This window comes from Streptomyces sp. NBC_01006, assembly GCF_045162725.1.
In the GTDB taxonomy this organism is placed as follows: Bacteria; Actinomycetota; Actinomycetes; order Streptomycetales; family Streptomycetaceae; genus Streptomyces.
This window is the reverse complement of sequence record NZ_CP108700.1, coordinates 782,938-799,266: the sequence shown is the minus strand read 5'-3', so window position 1 is coordinate 799,266 and position 16,329 is coordinate 782,938. Positions and strand designations below refer to the sequence as shown.

Here is a 16,329-nt window from a genome sequence, read left to right as displayed (position 1 = left end):
GAGTCGTGCCCGTGCCAGGACGCGTCCCCTCACTCGGGTCCCCGACGGGTGGTCAGGCCCCGCAGAACGGCATGGTCCGTACGTATCCGCCGAAGTTCTCGTCGTCGGTGCCGAGGAGGGCGTCGGTGGATCCTGGCAGGCACTCCACCCCCTCGATCTTGTACCGCGGGAACCTCTCAAGTACGGCAGAGGACGGCGCGAGCGTGACCCGTACCCGGCCGGTCGCCGACACGGTCACGCGGCCGGCCTCGCTCACCGCCGAATCGAACGGGCCGTCGTCGCCCGCGTCCGCCGCCGAACTCACGATGATCCGCCCGGAGTCGGTCACCGAGATGTCGGAGATGTGCCGCGTGGCGGCGTCGTTCGGAGACATCGCCCGGTAGGCGCGACGGGTCACGCTGCCGAACTGCGGCTGTCCCCATGACGCGAACGAGAGCGGCGCCGCGTACACCGTGGCAGGGCGGTCGGCACCCGCTCCACGATCCGCCCACAGGGCGGCGAGGTTCCCGTTCTGGGCCACGAGCGCGAAGCCCTCGAAGTCGTCGCCCTCCCCGATGGCCGGCAGCGGCGCGTAGTCGACGACCGTCGCCGTGCTGCCGACGACCTTCAGGCGGTAGACGATGCCGCGACTGGTCAGCGCCAGGTACTCGGTGGGCATCTGCGGGATGGCTTCGATCGCTTCCAGGGCGGAGGGCTCCGGCCCGTCCCAGGTGATCGGGGAGATGCCGTCGGAGTCTTCTCCGCGCGTGATCCGGGACAGGCGCTTCTGGCCGGTCTGCTTGTTGTCGTGCACGACCAGTGCGTGCACCCCGGCTCCGTCCGCGGTTCGGCCTTCGAACGCGATGCCGCTGACACCGCTGCGGGCGTCGTCGCCCACCTTCTGCCATGCGTCGGCCGCACCGGCCGAGGTGGTGCCGAGCATCGTCATCAGGGCGGTCGCCGCGGCGGGCCAGGCCGCGCGCTTCAACATCGGGAGCTTCACTGGGATCGTTCGCCTTCCCTCCGACAGACGCGATGTCACGCGTCGGGAGGCAGGCTATTGATCATGGTCAGTGCTGCTCAACGACCGTTGCGCCATATGGGGGGAGCGCGAAGAAGCGAGGGCCTGGCGCCTCGGTCGAACGCAACCGTGTGTGGGTGGTGCGGCTTAAAAAGTGTAGTCGTTGCACTTATTGAGCCGGTGTGCTTTTCTGGAATGGCCGGCCGGCCTGCCCGGCGGAACACCACCATCTCCACGACGGAGCACCACCTTGAACTCCTCCACCCCACCCCGGATCGCGATCATCGGCGCCGGTCCCGGCGGCCTGACCTGTGCCCGCATCCTGCAGCGGCACGGCATCGCCGCCACCGTCTACGACCAGGACGCCTCCCGCTCCGCTCGCAACCAGGGCGGCACCCTCGACATGCACGCCGATTCCGGCCAGAAGGCGCTGCGGCAAGCCGGACTGCTGGACGAGTTCCTGGCGTTGGCCCGCCCCGAAGGCCAGCAGATGCGACTGGTCGGCCGCGACGGACGCGTCCTGCTCGACGCAGTCCCGCCCGAGGCCGACGCCGAGGAGGGCAACCCGGAGATCGACCGAGGACAGCTGCGCGACCTCCTGCTGAACTCACTCGAACCCGGCACCGTGCGCTGGAGCCACAAGCTCACCCACGTGGAGCCCGTCACCGCAGGCGTCCACCGTCTGCACTTCGCCGACGGCGCCACCACCGACGCCGACCTCGTCGTAGGCGCCGACGGAGCCTGGTCGAAAGTCCGCCGGCAGCTCTCCGACGCGACGCCCGTCTACACCGGCGTCACGTTCGTCGAAACCGGCCTCGACGACGCCGACACCCGCCACCCCGCACTCGCCGCGCTCACCGGCGACGGCACCATGATGGCTCTCGACGACAACCAGGGCTTCATCGCCCAGCGCAACAGCCACCAGCACATACGCGTGTACGTCGGCATGCGCACCGAGGAGAACTGGCACCAGGGCGCCGGCCTCGATCCGGCCGACGAGGGCGCCGTACGCGAGGCACTGCTCAAGGAGTTCACCGGCTGGGGTCCCGACCTGCTCGGCTTCATCACCGACACCGACACCGGCTACACCAACCGGCCCCTGTACGCCTTGCCCGTCCCCCACACCTGGCAACACACCCCCGGCCTCACCCTGCTGGGCGACGCCGCCCACCTCATGTCACCGTTCTCCGGCATGGGCGCCAACCTCGCCATGCTCGACGGTGCCGATCTCGCCCGCGCCCTCATCGACGGCACCACCACGACCGACGACGCCGTGCGCGCGTACGAGAGCCTCCTGCTGCCCCGCTCCGCGGCGGCCGCCGAAGGCGCCGCCGAGGGAATCGCCGGCGCCTTCGCACCCGACAGCGCCGCCCAGGTCCTCGCCCACATGGCCCGGATGTCCGAGGAGGCATAACGGCCGCCGACTCCTCCTGGATCGGCGGCCTGTCCATCGTCTCCGCAGACGGGGACGGGGACGGCAAGCTCGTAGGCCACGCGGTGCTCACCCGCTGCCACATCGGCGACACTCCGGCCCTGTGCCCGGCCCCCGTCGCCGTACTGCCCGAGTACCAGAAGACCGGCGCGGGCTCCGCCGCCATCCGCGCAGCTCTGCGGGCCGCCAAGGACATGGGCGAGCGCTACGTCACCGTCCTCGGACACCCGGCGTACTACCCGCGGTTCGGATTCACCGGCGCTTCCGCTCACGGCATCCGCCTGAGCATCGAGGTCCCGGACGAGGCCATGATGGCCCTCACGCTCGACGAGGCCCACCCGCTGCCGGGCGGCACCGTCCGCTACGCGGCCCCCTTCGGGATCTGACGACCCGCTCCACCCGATAGGTCCACCAGCCCGGCCCGCACTCAGGGATGAGTCGCGGGCCGGGCGATCGGGCCCTCGTCGACGCCGAGGTCGGTGCGCATCACGGCGCGGAGCTCCTGCCCGCGGTTCCAGAGTTCCTGAAGCTCGTCGTGTATCTCCTGGAACGAGCCTCCGGGAACCGGCCGGCCCTCTTCCAGCCGCATCGTCATGCCGTACAGCTCGGACAGGGCCGTGGTCATGACGTCCAGTTCGTCCATCACCGTGGTGGAGGCGATCATCTGCGCCTCGGCGAACGCGGCGTGGTGCGCGTGCCGGGCGGCCTCCATCGCCTGCCGACCTTCCGGTGCGACCTCTTCCTTGTGCACCAGCCACAGGTAGTTCATCAGCTCGATCCGGTAGCGGCGGTACGCGGCGTTGGCCGCCACGTAGCACTCGCGCCGCCGGTCCTCCTCGGTGAGCCGCTGCTGGTGGAGCCGCTGGGCGTGGTCCGTCCGCTGCTGGCGCTCGAACTGCTCGGCTTGGGCACGGGCCGTCAGGCGCTGGGACAGGACGGGGGCGAGGAGCGTGCCGATCACGCCGACGCCGGCGGCGGCCAGCGCGATCAGAGCCGTGCCCACCATGCCTCCAGATGATTCGGGACCGTCGTACGCGGCCTGCGGCCGAGCACGGCAAATGTAACGGCTCGCCCTCGTGGCTAGAAGGCCGAGTGGGTGAACCAGTGGGTGAGCAGGTCCTGGTCGCCGAGCAGGCGGAAGGCGTCACTCTGGCGGTCCATGCGACCGTAGAGGAGCAGGAGCAGGTCCGCGGCCGATCCCCGTACGGTGGCGTCCGCCGTACGGGCCTCGGCGTGGTCGGCGACGAGTGCGAACCCGTCCGGGCGCAGGCCGACCAGCCACTCGCCGTCACCGTCGCCGTCCGTGCAGCTGAAGCGAATGGTCCGGTCAGGGGCGCGCAGCTGGGCGGTCAGCGGCGCGAAGGAGGACGCGAACGGCAGGTTGGTGAGGAACTCGTCGATGCCGTCGACCGCCAGTGCGCGGTGGATGTGCGGTGTGATCCCGAGGGCGAGTTCCGCGTCGGCCCGGTGGACGAGGGTCTCGAAGAGCATGCGCCGGACCCAGAACCGGGCGTGCTGGTCGACTCCCCAGGCCCACATCGGCGCGTCCAGGTCGGTGGCGGCGAACACCTCCGCGGCCTCCGCGGCGCTCGCGGCCAGCCAGTCCGGGAGCCCGTCGCGGTCCTGCGGCAGGCGCAGGTCCACCTCGCGACTGGTCGGCGGCTGCTGGATGCGCCGGCGGAGCAGCTCGGTGAACCAGCGGTGCACGCTGCCGACGTGCTGGGTGAGGTCCGCGAGGGTCCAGCCGGGGCAGGTCGGCACCGGGGCGGAGAGGTCCGCCGCCTTGACCGTGGCGACGAATCCGGCGGCCTGGGCGGCGACGGCCGCTCCGTGCTGGGCGGGGTTCATGTGTGGGCCCTTCGTCTGCTGGTGCTGCCCGGGTGGAAGAGGTACTTAAGGGTGTAGATGATTGACACCCTTAAGTAATAGTGAAGGTAATTCGCGAGCCCCGCGCATGTCAATTTCCGGCCCAGCGTCCGCCCGTGCCCCGCCTGCTACAATGACCGCGTTCGCCTTCGGCACCCCAACGGGTATGTCCGGAGGCTTTTTTCATGCCTTCTTCCACTGCCGAACCCACCACCCCGCCCACCGCCTCACCCGCCACCGGCTACCGCTCCCTGCTCCGCAACCGCGAGTTCGCCGGCCTGTACGCCGGCTTCACGCTGACCGTTGCTGCGAGCACCCTCTCGGGCTTCGCGCTCGGCTCGCTGGTGAATCACCAGACCGAGTCACCCTTCCTGACCGCCGTGAGCATGTACGGCGCCACCTTCGCGACGGTGCTCGGCGCCCTGACGCTCATGTCGGTCGCCGACGGGAACCGCCCCCGCCGGACCCTGGTCACCCTCCAGGGCGCCTCACTGGTGGGCGTTGCCGCGCAAGCGGTTCCAGGGGTGCCGTTGGCCGTCCGGTTCGGCCTTCTTCTGGTGTTGGGCTTCTTCCAATCCTTGGGCACCGGAGCCCGGATGGGACTGCTCGCCGAAGTGGTGCCGACCTCCACCTACGCGCTGGCGCGTTCGCTCATGAACATCACCTCGGGCGGCACGGCCATCCTCGGCTACGCCATCGGCGCCGCACTACTGCGCCACCTCGGCCCGCAGGAGGTCTTCGTCATCGCCGTCGCACTGACCGGACTCGGTCTGGGCGTCGTGGCCGCGACGATCAGGGAACGGTCCGTCCGTCCGGCCCGCCGACCCGGACTGCGCCGGACCTGGGCGACGAACACCGCGCTCTTCTCCCGGAAGCGCCAGCGGGTACTCCTGCTGAACCTGTGGGTGCCCAACGGCCTGATCGTCGGCTGTGAGGCTCTGTTCATCTCCTACGCACCCCAGCACGCCGGCGCCTTCCTGGCAGCCGGATCGGCCGGCATGCTCCTCGGAGACCTGGCGGTCGGGCGGCTGCTCACCGCGGCCCAGCGACACCGCTGCGCGTTCGCCTTGCGGCTCCTGCTCGCTGCCCCGTACCTGCTGTTCGCCTTCCAGCCGCCCGTGCCGGTGGTGATGGCGGCGGTGTTCGTCTCCGGCGCCGGGTTCGCCGCGACCCTGCCACTTCAGGAGCAACTCCTCGCGCTGACCCCCGACCCGGTCCGGGGCCAGGTCCAGGGCGTCGAGTCCGCCGGCCGGATGACGTGGCAGGGCATCGGAGCCGCCATCGGTGGCGGCGTCGCCACGTACCTCACCCCCGGCGCCTCGATCGCCGCCTTGGCAGTGGTGTCCGTTGCCGTCACCCTCGCCTCCCGGGCCTGTTCCGGGCCCGATTCGGAACGGCCCCCGGCCGTCGACGCTCAGTAGCGAAGCCGGTGCCCGCAGTCATGAAAAAGAGTGCTTTGAACCCATGCCGGATATCCGACGTTTCCTGTGTAGGGAGCTTCCCTGGCGCGTTCGAACCGATAGGGGATTCACTGTGATACGTCCGGTTGTCGTCCAGCGCGGTCGGAGCGCAATCGAGGTGAGCGCCCCGCCGGTCTTGCCCGGGCTGTCCGCACCGGCCTGCCGGAACGCCGACCCGGCCCTGTTCTTCCCGGCGTACGGTGTGCCGTTGAGCGAGCCTCAGATCACGGCCGCCAAGGAGCTGTGCGCCACCTGCCCGGTCCGGGAGGAGTGCCTTGCCATAGCCGTCCGTTCGGACGAGAGCGACGGCATCTGGGGCGGCACCACGCCGCTGGAGCGACGCAGGATGAGGCTGCAACTGGCGCGCATGGAACAGGGTACGGAGCTGGCCCGGGCCGTGGTGTCGGGGGAGGAGCCGGACGTGCTCCAGGCCCTGCGGCCCGCCGTGGTGCACAGCCTGTTGCGCATGGGCTGGAACACCGAACGTATCGGCGCCGCCCTGAAGATGTCATCCAGTCAGGTCCAAACGGCGCGGGGGATGGCGGCGCGGGCGCAGGCGTTTCTCGCCTTCATGGAGCGCCACTGCCCCAAGGGCAGGGCCTGATCGGCGCCCGGCCGACGCGGACAGCGCCGGGGGCGGGCGCCGCTCATCCATCGGGTCAGTCCCGGACGATCGTCCAGGGGCGCATCAGGTCGTCATCCTCGTGTTCGAGGATGTGGCAGTGGTGGACGTACTCCGCGGGGAATTCGGCGCCACTGCCCGGAATCGACGCGATCTCGTCCGTCGGCGGATCGAATTCCTGGATGATGATTCTGGTCACCGTCTCCGGATAGGACTTGACCGTGTCCTTGTTGGACTGTGCCTCGTCCGGGTCCGGCGGAATCGGCGGTCCGGTGAGGTAGTTCGCCAACACCGGCCTGTCCTCCGGCTTGCGGCCACCGTCGATCCACTTCTCGTACTGCTCCTGGTATGCGGTTGCGTCGATCGGCTGCCTGTTCAGCACCTGGAAGTTGACGAGGTGGACGTGCATGGGGTGGGCGTCGTGGTTGGGATTGATGTACTCCCAGATCTCGGTCGAGCCCGCCTTGATGAAGTCCTGTGACGGTTCCATGAACGGGACCGCGTTGAACGTCATGGTGCCGAAGAGCTTGTGCTGGTACAGCACCCATTCGCGCCGGCGGGTGTGCGGTTTCGGCCTGATGGGTTCGACCGCCGGCAGATCGAGCTCCTTGGGCGGGGTCGTCCTGTCCCTGCCTCCGGACAGGGGTTTGGTGACCTTGAATCGCATGATTCCCGAGATTTCCGGTCCGTCACCACCCGGGAAATGGACCGGCGCGTTGTAGTTCGTCAACGTGACGTCCGTACCCATGGGCACCTTGCTGAAGTCGACGATCAGGTCGTACCGCTCGGCCGGCCCGATCAGGAAGTTCAGCATCTGCAGTAGGGCGCGGAATCCGCCGTCGGTGCCGATCAGCCAGAACGGCAGGGTGGGCTGAGGCAGCACGTCCGTGGGAACGGTGAAGTTCAGTCGCCAGAAACGCTCGTTCGAGGCGTTGAGAATGCGCAGCCGGTAGCATCGCGGCTGCACGGCCAGGAAGGGATACGCCTTTCCGTTGACGATCGGGGTGTCCTCGCCCTGCTGCAGGGTCATGGTGTAGGCGAGCGAGCCGTCCGGGTTGAAGGTCCGGTCCTGGAGGATGAGGGGTACTTCGAATTCGCCTTGCGGCAGCCCGAGCCGCTCGTCCGCCGGGTCACGAACGAGGTAGAGACCGGCAAGGCCCGCATAGACGTTGACACTGGTCATCCCCATGCCGTGGTCGTGGTACCACAGCATGCTCGAATTCTCGTGGTTGGTGTAGGCGCAGATCGCTTCGTTGGGCTTGGCGCGCTTCGGGTCCAGGGTGGTGTACGCCTCGGCGTGGATACCGTCCGGGCTGAACGAATGCAGCGGCATGCCGTCGGACTGCGGCGCCGTGAAACCGCCGTGCTGGTGCACGACGTTCCACACGTTGACATTCGAGGGGAAAGGCATGTGGGGCTTGTAGGGAGGCGGTGGGATCGGGGTGAGCTGGGGGTTCCCGTTACGAATGCCGTCGATCACGAACTGGAACAGATGGGTGGTCGGCAGCTTGTTGCGGTACTTGACGACCGTCGGGTGGTCCTTGTTCACGCTGATGGTCGGCCCGAGATATCCCATACCGATGGCCTTGCGGGGATCGCGCGGGTTCGCGGCCCAGTAACCCCACACGGTCGCCGGCCCGAGATCCCGGTGGAAGCGCCACGAGCCCTGGCGCATCGTGATCTCGTAGTAGTCGGCGCCCGGATAGACGGACGGATCCGGGATGGCTGTCAGCGGCGTGGGCAGCGGGTCGACATATTTCGTCAGCGGTGGGGTTTTCGGCACCATGGTGTTTCCGGACCCGTGACCGTGACCGTCCGAAGCGCGCGCCGGTGTTCCCAGAAAACCCCGAGAAAGTGTGACCGCACTCCCCATGGCGCCGGCCATGAGGAATTTCCTTCGCCCGACCATCGTCCCCAGCCTTCCCTCGCCTCACCTGACGTTCCAGGGATACAGAGCGGGTACCGGGCGTGGATTCAGCGCGCCGGTCCGGCCTGGTAAAGCCACTCATTGAGGCGATTTTGCGGAAATTCGGCAGGCGTCGGAATTGGAATCCAATTATTCGGAATTGGGACCTGATGATTATCGCCGACCGGCCTCGGGTGTTTCGGTGGGGGTGGACTGGGCGGGTCGCGCATCGGCGCCCACGAGTGGACCAATTCCCGAGGTCTCCTTCCTCGGGTGCCGATACTGGCCTGCCGCATTCGTCGAACCTGAGATCGAGGCCAGAACATATGTCCGATACGTCGTACCGCCGCAGTCCCGCGGGAATCTCCCGAACGCGCGCCACCGCCTCCTTCGCCGGCGCCGTGATCGGCCTGATGGGCCCCACCTGTTCCGCTCGCGCCGCGACACCGTTGGCGGATCCCGTCGTCATTCGCGCTTGCGCCAACGCGTACACGGGGACTGTGGGAGTCCTCACCGGGTTCGATGATGAATGCCACTTCTTCGAGACGCCGCTCGAGTGGAACGAAGAGGGGCCGCAGGGTCCCCAAGGCCCGACCGGGCCCGCGGGTCCGGCAGGTCCGGCGGGTCCGGCGGGCCCGGCGGGCCAGACCGGGCCCGCCGGCGCTCAGGGACCCGAAGGCCCTCGGGGACCTGAAGGGCCTCGGGGGCCCCGGGGCCCGACCGGTACCGCGTCGGAGAACATCTACGTCAACGCGGACGGCGGCACCGTCGTCGATCCCCCGTCCGATGTGGTCCGGGTGTGGCGCGAAGGGGTCGGCCAGTAGTACGGCTTCACGTTCAACCACAGCATCGCCTTCTGTTCGCGCAACGCCACCTTCTTCCGGACGCCTCGCCACTTCACCACGAGCGACGGGGTGGACGGCGACATGGGGATCCAGACCTACGACCTGCAGGGCACGCCGGTGGACAGTTCGTTCGCGCTGACCGTGACCTGCTGACATTCGAAATCAGGGAAAACCTCGGGCATTGCCGCCCCCTGCGTGAGAGTTCGCCCTCACGAAACCAGGAGGGCGGCTCTCGTTATGCAAGCGGGCTCTTATAACGAGAGCCGGTGATGTTAAAGTGAAGATGAAGGGGCGACAGCGAGCCGGCAAGGGCAAGAGGCGCAAGAGCTCGCGGAACGAGGACGGGAGGGACGTACGGATGGCGATGGCAGAGACGGAGTCCGGGCGCAGCAACCAGAAGAAGCGCACGCGTACGGCGATCGTCGAGGCGGCCCGCGAGCTCATCGCCACCGGCGGCGAGGTCACCATGCCCGCGATCGCCCGCGCGGCACTGGTCTCCGACGCCACTGCGTACCGGTACTTCCCCGACCTCCCCTCGCTGGTCGGTGAGGCGCTGGCCGGTGTCTGGCCCGCACCCGCCGATGCTCTCCGACCGGTCGAGGGCTCCCGGGACCCCGTCGAACGCGTCGCCTTCGCCTGCGAGTTCCTGCTGCGAGGTGTCCTCGCCCGGCAGGGGGCGGTGCGCGCGATGATCGCCGCGACCATCACCCGCCCGGAGGCGTCGCCCGGGAGGCCCGGCATCCGATTCGGCCTCATCGACGAGGCGCTCCTTCCCCTCCAGGACACCTTGGGGGTGGCGGATCCGGAGGCCTTCGCCCAGCTCAAGCGCGACCTCGCGGTGGTCGTCAGCGCGGAAGCCCTGTTCAGCCTCACCGACCTCTGCGGACTCGCCCCCGACGCGGCCATCGCCAGCGCCACCCGTACGGCGAGGACGCTGACAGGGGCGGCAGTCCGCGTGGCCGGGGCCACGGCCACGCACGAGTAGAGCCTTCGCGGCGGTGCCGACCGGTGCCGTCCGGTGCCACGGCGGCCGTACGGGAAGCGGATCTCCCCTCGGAACGTGTCGCCGCGCCCGCCACGGGTCCCGGCATGGAACCGTTTCCGCATGACCGAAGGATCGACACCACATCTCTCCCCGGCGCGGATCACCGTACTCGGCGTCCAGCCCGGCAACCCGCCCTTTCGTATCGTGGAGGTCGACGGAGAGTTCGTCGGCAGGGCGATGTCGATGACGGACGTGCTGCTGGTCGCCGCGGAGGCAGGGATCCCCGTCCACGACCTCGACGACCTGGACGAGGTCCACTGGGTCGGCGGCGGCAAATTCACCTGGACGCCGCACTAGCGCGTGTCCGCCGGGTCAGTTGTCCGCGGGCGGCCGGCGGTCGGCGGGGGTGACCGGGGTGCGGACCGGCGTGCCGGTGCGGCGGGCGCCGGACCAGGGAGCGGGGACGGCGTCGATGTCCCGGGCCAGCCGGTGGGCGATGGCCTCGTAGTTGACCCGCCAGCCACGGAAGTGCGGCCAGGCCTGCTCCGGCGTGCGCTCCATGCGGTACCCCTGCAAGGACATCCGCGCCACGCCCTGGAGGAAGTCCTCGTACGTGAGCAGCAGCGCGTCGTCAGGATGCGGGTCGTGGTTGTAGCTGATGCCTCGGATGTCGGCGAGGTCGCGCAGGCATACGAAGCCCGCGCGCAGGGCCATCCGTACGGCGTACTGCGGCTGGGAGGGGTTGAACGCCAGCCGCAGCGCCGCGGCGTCCATCACTGCCACCAGGGCCACGAGCCAGTTCCGGTTCGCCTTGGGCGAGCGGAACTGGATGAGGATCGGGTAGGTGGTGTGGCTCTCGCTCACCGCGGCGCTCCACCGCTCCCAGTTGCGGAACAGCTCGTCGAGCCCGTCCAGCAGCTCCGCCTGCGCATAGCGGGCCAGGATCTCCGGCCCCCAGGGCGGGACACCGGCCCGCGCCTCCAGCAGGGTCACCTCGATCTCCCGGCTCTGGTACGCCCCGTACAGCGCGGGTAGGTACCCGACCTGAAGGCCGATGGTCACGGGGCCGGTGGCCGCCGCGCAGAAGTCGATGGCGTTCAGGCTCTCGCGGTTGCTGCTGGCGAACCCGAGCGTGAGCAGCGAGGAACCGGCCTCCACCAGGGCCTTGCGCAGCGGCAGACCGCTTAGGGCGGCCTCCAGGAGGCCGTAGCCGAGCAGGAACTGCAGGAGCCAGCCGATCAGTACGGCCACCAGGGTCAGCGGCGCCATCGGCGCCAGCGTCCGGTCCTTGCCCTCGGGAGTGGAGCGGGTGTCGGCGGCGAGCTGGAAGGGCCGGCGGACGGCGTCGTGCACGAACCGGGTGAACCGGGACCGGCTGGGCCGCGGGACGACGAGGTTGCTCACTACGGAGGAGAAGCCCGACAACACGAGGGCGGCCCCGAGCACACCCATCAGCACGCGCACCAAGTCCCGCTCCCTTCGTGCCCGTGACGGCCCAGGCACCCAGCGGATCCCACGGAACAGGCGGAAACCAGGCGGCTCGCCCACCCGGCACCCCGAACGGCCGCGCGCACCCGGTTCGAGCCGGACGCGCCTGCGCCCACCGTATGGCGAGCCGGGGACAAGGACTACGGCCGGGCGGGAGACTGGCCGACGTCGGGACGCGGCAGGGGCGTGGAGGCGGTGGAGCGATGGGCGGCGCGCGGTATGTCCTGGACCTGATCGGTGCGTTCGAGCAGAACGCGGCGCGGCCCGCGATCGGGGCCGGGCCCCTCGTCATGGGGTTTGCCGAGGTCCTGGCCGATACGTACCGGCTGGCCGACGTCCTCGGGGAGCTCGGGGTGCGGCGCGGGGCGGGTCTGGCCTGCGTCACGGACGGCAACCGGCCCGAGGCGCTGCTCGTGCGGCTGGCCGCGCACGTGCTGGGCGCGCGGCTGACCCAGGTGGTCGTCGGCCCGGCCACCCACGGCCTGGACTTCATGCTGCGCGACTGCGCACCGGTTCTGGTGGTCAACGACACCCCGGTGCCGGAGACAGGGGTTCCGCGCATCGGGTCGGCGGAGTTGATGCGGCTGGCCCGCGCCCGGGAAGGCCGGCCGGTGCCCGTGCAGGCACGTGAGGACGACGTGGCGCGCGTGACGTACACCGGCGGTACGACGGGCAGGCCCAAGGGGGTGGCCTCCACGTTCGCCGCGATGGCGGGCCGGACCGATACGCGGGGCAGGGGACGCGAGGGCGGCGAGGGCGGCAACGGCCGCAACGGCGGCGGGCCTCGTGAGTCGGTCTACCTGTCGGTCACCTCGCTCGCGCAGCGTTCCGGGGGCCGGTGCCTGGAGCACCTGCGTGAGGGAGGCCGGGTGGAGATCCTCGACCCCTTCTGCGCGGGGGAGTTCGCCGCCGCCTGCCGGCGCCTTGCGCCCGTGTCCACGTACCTGACGCCCTCGATGGTGTACCGGCTGCTGGACGACCCGGCGACCGCCGACGGCGTACCGGGTCTGGACCAGGTGTCGTACGGCAACTCTCCCATCCATCCGGAGCGGCTGCGGCAGGCGCTGACGCGCTGGGGTGCGCGCCCGAGGTGGCGGCAGGGCTACGGGATGAACGAAGCCGGCGTGATCTGCAGGTTCTCGGCGGCCGATCACGACGCGGGGGTGACCGACCGGCCGTACCTCCTGGCCTCCGTCGGCCGCCCCGCGCCCGGTGTCGACGTACAGGTGCGCGATCAGGACGGGGCGGAGTCGGAGCGGGGAGGTACCGGGGAGGTGTGGGTGCGGTCCGCGATGGTGATGGCCGGCTACTGGAACCAGCCCGACCTGACGGCCGAGGTGATGCGGGGCGGATGGCTCAGGACCGGGGACCTCGGCCACTTCGACGCCGACGGGTACCTCTATCTCGACGACCGCGTGAAGGACGTGGTGATCGTGGACGGTGTGAACATCTACTGCGGTCCGGTCGAGGCGGCCCTGACCCGGCATCCCGCGGTGGCCGAGGCCGCGGTGGTGGGCAGGGCCAGTGATCGCACCGGCGAGGAGGTGTGCGCCTTCCTCGTGCCCGCGCCGGGTCACCCTCCTACGAGTGCGGCGGCCGCCGAGGCGTGCCTGCTGGTCGCCGGGGCGCTGGCTCCGGCCCACCGGCCGACCACCCTCTTCTGGGAGGAAGCCCTTCCGCTGACCGACCGGGGCAAGCCGGACAAGCGGTTGCTGCGGGAGCGGGCTGCGGCTGCTCGCCGCCGACCACCAGGAGGCGACCTCCGCGGGCTGTAGCGGCACGTCCCTGGAGGTCTGCCGGGTCGGCGGGAAATCCCTTTCGCGGGTATCGCGGTGATCATTAGAGTCAGGGGCATGAAGTTACTCATGCGCAAAGCGGCCATGGCCGCGCTCGTCGCCTCCCTCGTGGCCGGTGCCACGACGCTCACGACGGGCATCGCCTCGGCGGCCGACGAGCCGGACGTCCAGGGGCTGTCCTGCGGCTTCGACAACAGGAACCCTCCGCCCACCGTCCAGGTCGGCAGCACCGGCAACACGGTGAAGGAGGCCCAGTGCCTGCTGGGGTTCTGGACCGGCCTGCAGATGACAGAGGAGGAGCCCGAGGGCGTCTTCGGCGCGGACGCCACGTCCGCGACGGCGTTCTTCCAGGGCAAGCGTGGCCTTCCGCCCACCGGTGTGGTGGACGCCCGCACCTGGGCCGAACTGCGCCACAGCTGAGACCGGCTACGAGGAAGGCCCCGCCCGAGGCGACTTGGCGGGGCCTGTTCGGATACGCCCGTCCCGGAACAGGCCCGGCCGTTCTGGGAGCGTTGGCTCGACGGACCGCCGAAGACGCCGGGCACTTGGGCCGCTACTCGACACCCGGCAGCGCTGGGCCTGGCTGGACCACGTCCAGGGGAGGGCGTCGCTCCGCGCTCACGAGGATCCGTGATGGGGGAGCGGTCCTCGTATCCCTGCCGGGCCTTGGGTGCGCCCGTGGCGCTCGGGATGCGGATCTCGGCGGATGTCGGGATGCTGGATGCGCCAGCATCTCCAAGGAGGCCGTGATGTCGATGCTTGACAAGCTCAAGGGCCTGATCAAGGGCCATGAGGACACAGCCCGACAAGGGGTTGAGAAGGCCGGCGACGCAGTCGACTCGAAAACGGACAACAAGTACCAGAGCCAGGTCGACATGGCCCAGCAGAAGATCAACGAGCAGTTGGGCACCGACAACAAGCCCAAGGACGGCCCCCCGCAGCCGTAGCCGTAGGCCGGCCGAGCTCTCCCCTTCCCGAACCGGAACCTCAGCTGCCGGTCAGCGTGCGGTCCAGGAGGGGGAGCAGCCGGTCCCAGTGGCGTTGTAGTGCCGAGGGGTTGAAGGCGTCGGTGTCGGACATCGTGAAGCCGTGGACGGTCCCGGGGTAGATCTCGCAGGTGTAGCCGACGCCCGCGTGGTCCAGGGCCTGGCTCAGCTGGCTGATCGCCTCGGGCGACATGTCGGTCTCGGCGAGCCCGAGGTGGACCTCGGCGGTGAGCTTGGCGACGAGGCGGTGCGGGCTGTCGGGTGTGTCCCTGACCAAGGGGGCGGGGTGGAATCCGGCGACGGCGGACACCTGGTCGGGGTGGGCCGCTGCCGTGCGCATCGCCAGCACGGCGCCCATGCAGTAGCCGATGGCCGCGACCGGTCCGGTGCTGACCTCGGGCTGGGCGGTGAGGAACCTGATGTAGGCGTCGGCGTCGCCCAGGGCGCGTTCGGTGGTGTGCGCCTCGATCAAGGGCATCAGCCGGCCGAGGACCGCGGGCCGGACCTCCGCCGTGATGTGCTCGGGAAGTTCGACCACCGGTGTCGGGCCGTGCCGGTAATAGACGTTGGGGACGAGTACGTAGTAGCCGCGCCCGGCCAGTTCGCGGGCCATCTCCTCCAGCACCGGCCGCACGCCGAAGGCGTCCATGTACAGCAGCACTCCCGGGTGCCGCCCGCCGCCGTCGGGGAAGGCGGCGAAAGCGTCGGCCTGGCCGTCCGCGGTGGGAATCTGTAACGTCTTGGTGGGCATTGTGGATCTTCCTTCCTCGGATTGATGCCAGTAGATCACTGGGCGCGGCGCCGCGGCCAGCTACTCGTCGCCATGGGAAGGGGAGGGATACGCGGGTGGGCGCAAGCACAGGCACGGCCGGTCGGGCAGTCGAGATGACTCGGGTGGGCGCCCGGTGGCGGGTGACCCGCCCGTGGCCTTCGTACCTGCGCCCCTTCGTGCACAGCTATGCCGGCTACTGGGAGGCTGCGGCCGCGCCCTACCGCGTGCGGTTGGTCCCCACGGGTCGAGCGGTCGTGGTGATCAATCTGGGGGAGCCGTTCACCCAGGTACGGCGGCTGGGAGACGTGGGAGACCTGGGAGACGGCCGGAGCCCGCACGGCCAGGTGACCGGCTCGCTGGTTGCGGGTCTGGAGGACGGACCCCGGGTGTGTGACCACCCCGGTGGCCAGGAGGCGATCCGGCTTGAGTTGACCCCGCTGGGTGCCTACCGGCTGTTCGCCATGCCGATGAGCGAGTTGACCAACACGGTGGTCGGGCTGTGCGACGTACTCGGACCCGAGGCCGGAGCGCTGGCGGACCAACTGGCAGCCACCACCGACTGGGGAGCCCGGTTCGACCTGCTGGACATCGCGTTGTCGGCCCGGATCGAGCGCGGCCCGGATCCCGCGCCCGAGGTGAGCCACGCCTGGCGGCTCCTGTCCCGCGCCGGCGGGGCGATCCCGGTCGGCCGTATCGCGGCCGAAGTGGGCTGGAGCCAGGGCCACTTGGTCCGCCGGTTCACCGAACAGGTCGGCCTGACGCCCAAGACGTCCGCCCGTGTGCTGCGCTTCCACCGGGCTGCGGGGCTGCTCACTCGCGCGGGCGCGAATCTGACCGAAGTGACCGCTGCCTGTGGCTTCTACGACCAGGCGCACCTCAACCGCGAGTTCCGCGCCCTGGCCGAGACCACTCCCGGCCAGATGGCCGCAGCCCGCGTGACGGAGGGAGCGCTCGCCCTGTGAGGGGCGAGGTCAAATTTGTCCAAGCCAGGCCGTGGGCGCGTCGATAGTGTCTCCGTTCGTAGTTGATCAGGCACCCGAGCCCAGGGGACGCCTCTGCCGCGAGAAGAAGAGATCTTCGACCGGCGGCCGAGGGCGGACCGGGCAACGGTGAACCTGGCCCGGAGGAGGAGTAATCGATGGAAGACCTGCTGCGCATCCTCGTGGCCGGC

The 16,329-nt window shown here is 69.9% G+C and carries 15 protein-coding genes and 1 pseudogene; 10 read left to right on the top strand and 6 right to left on the bottom strand.

All coding sequences use genetic code 11. The annotated features are described in order from the left end of the window. Positions 1-52: 52 nt before the first annotated feature. Positions 53-970: a hypothetical protein gene (locus OG509_RS03595; RefSeq protein ID WP_406180033.1), complete on the bottom strand. Its 918-nt coding sequence runs from the start codon at positions 968-970 to the stop codon at positions 53-55. Between the two features lie 280 nt (positions 971-1,250). Here OG509_RS03595 and OG509_RS03590 point away from each other — a divergent pair, with 280 nt between their 5' ends. Both OG509_RS03590 and OG509_RS03585 read left to right on the top strand, forming a co-directional pair. Beyond that, the gene (locus tag OG509_RS03590) at positions 1,251-2,414 is read left to right on the top strand and encodes an FAD-dependent oxidoreductase (RefSeq protein ID WP_406180032.1); all 1,164 of its coding nucleotides are present in this window, start codon (positions 1,251-1,253) and stop codon (positions 2,412-2,414) included. A 17-nt stretch (positions 2,415-2,431) separates the two neighbouring features. Then, a pseudogene (locus OG509_RS03585) lies at positions 2,432-2,818 on the top strand (GNAT family N-acetyltransferase); the annotation flags it as partial. Between the two features lie 41 nt (positions 2,819-2,859). Here the strand turns inward: OG509_RS03585 and OG509_RS03580 are convergent. Further along, the gene (locus OG509_RS03580; RefSeq protein WP_406180030.1) at positions 2,860-3,438 is read right to left on the bottom strand and encodes a hypothetical protein; all 579 of its coding nucleotides are present in this window, start codon (positions 3,436-3,438) and stop codon (positions 2,860-2,862) included. Between the two features lie 74 nt (positions 3,439-3,512). Beyond that, positions 3,513-4,280 (bottom strand): maleylpyruvate isomerase family mycothiol-dependent enzyme, encoded by a 768-nt coding sequence (locus tag OG509_RS03575; protein ID WP_406180029.1) that lies wholly within the window; start codon positions 4,278-4,280, stop codon positions 3,513-3,515. 203 nt (positions 4,281-4,483) lie between these two features. Here OG509_RS03575 and OG509_RS03570 point away from each other — a divergent pair, with 203 nt between their 5' ends. Together OG509_RS03570 and OG509_RS03565 are read left to right on the top strand one after the other, a co-directional pair. Continuing rightward, complete coding sequence (locus OG509_RS03570) at positions 4,484-5,719, top strand: MFS transporter (RefSeq protein ID WP_406180027.1); 1,236 nt, start codon at positions 4,484-4,486, stop codon at positions 5,717-5,719. A gap of 43 nt (positions 5,720-5,762) precedes the next feature. Further along, complete coding sequence (locus OG509_RS03565; RefSeq protein WP_406180025.1) at positions 5,763-6,362, top strand: WhiB family transcriptional regulator; 600 nt, start codon at positions 5,763-5,765, stop codon at positions 6,360-6,362. A 55-nt stretch (positions 6,363-6,417) separates the two neighbouring features. On the opposite strand, the gene OG509_RS03560 is transcribed toward OG509_RS03565, so the two are convergent. Continuing rightward, complete coding sequence (locus tag OG509_RS03560) at positions 6,418-8,265, bottom strand: multicopper oxidase family protein (RefSeq protein WP_406180023.1); 1,848 nt, start codon at positions 8,263-8,265, stop codon at positions 6,418-6,420. A 1,224-nt stretch (positions 8,266-9,489) separates the two neighbouring features. Here OG509_RS03560 and OG509_RS03555 point away from each other — a divergent pair. Then, positions 9,490-10,116, top strand: coding sequence for a TetR/AcrR family transcriptional regulator (locus OG509_RS03555; RefSeq protein WP_406180021.1), 627 nt, complete (start codon positions 9,490-9,492; stop codon positions 10,114-10,116). A 120-nt stretch (positions 10,117-10,236) separates the two neighbouring features. Beyond that, positions 10,237-10,473 (top strand): hypothetical protein, encoded by a 237-nt coding sequence (locus OG509_RS03550; RefSeq protein ID WP_406180019.1) that lies wholly within the window; start codon positions 10,237-10,239, stop codon positions 10,471-10,473. A gap of 15 nt (positions 10,474-10,488) precedes the next feature. On the opposite strand, the gene OG509_RS03545 is transcribed toward OG509_RS03550, so the two are convergent. Continuing rightward, positions 10,489-11,580, bottom strand: coding sequence for a hypothetical protein (locus OG509_RS03545; protein ID WP_406187450.1), 1,092 nt, complete (start codon positions 11,578-11,580; stop codon positions 10,489-10,491). Positions 11,581-11,807: 227 nt separating this feature from the next. Between OG509_RS03545 and OG509_RS03540 the strand changes: the two genes are divergently transcribed. The 3 genes from OG509_RS03540 (at position 11,808) to OG509_RS03530 (ending at position 14,347) form a co-directional block, all read left to right on the top strand. Further along, positions 11,808-13,379 carry an AMP-binding protein gene (locus OG509_RS03540; protein ID WP_406180018.1) on the top strand — a complete coding sequence of 524 codons (1,572 nt, stop codon included), beginning with the start codon at positions 11,808-11,810 and terminating at the stop codon, positions 13,377-13,379. Between the two features lie 78 nt (positions 13,380-13,457). Next, entirely contained in the window at positions 13,458-13,820 is a 363-nt protein-coding gene (locus OG509_RS03535) for a peptidoglycan-binding protein (RefSeq protein WP_406180016.1), read from the top strand. 329 nt (positions 13,821-14,149) lie between these two features. Further along, positions 14,150-14,347 carry an antitoxin gene (locus OG509_RS03530; protein ID WP_406180015.1) on the top strand — a complete coding sequence of 66 codons (198 nt, stop codon included), beginning with the start codon at positions 14,150-14,152 and terminating at the stop codon, positions 14,345-14,347. 40 nt (positions 14,348-14,387) lie between these two features. Here the strand turns inward: OG509_RS03530 and OG509_RS03525 are convergent, their stop codons facing one another. Then, positions 14,388-15,137, bottom strand: coding sequence for a dienelactone hydrolase family protein (locus tag OG509_RS03525; RefSeq protein WP_406180014.1), 750 nt, complete (start codon positions 15,135-15,137; stop codon positions 14,388-14,390). A gap of 95 nt (positions 15,138-15,232) precedes the next feature. Here OG509_RS03525 and OG509_RS03520 point away from each other — a divergent pair, with 95 nt between their 5' ends. After that, complete coding sequence (locus tag OG509_RS03520) at positions 15,233-16,120, top strand: helix-turn-helix domain-containing protein (RefSeq protein ID WP_406180013.1); 888 nt, start codon at positions 15,233-15,235, stop codon at positions 16,118-16,120. Positions 16,121-16,329: the final 209 nt, after the last annotated feature.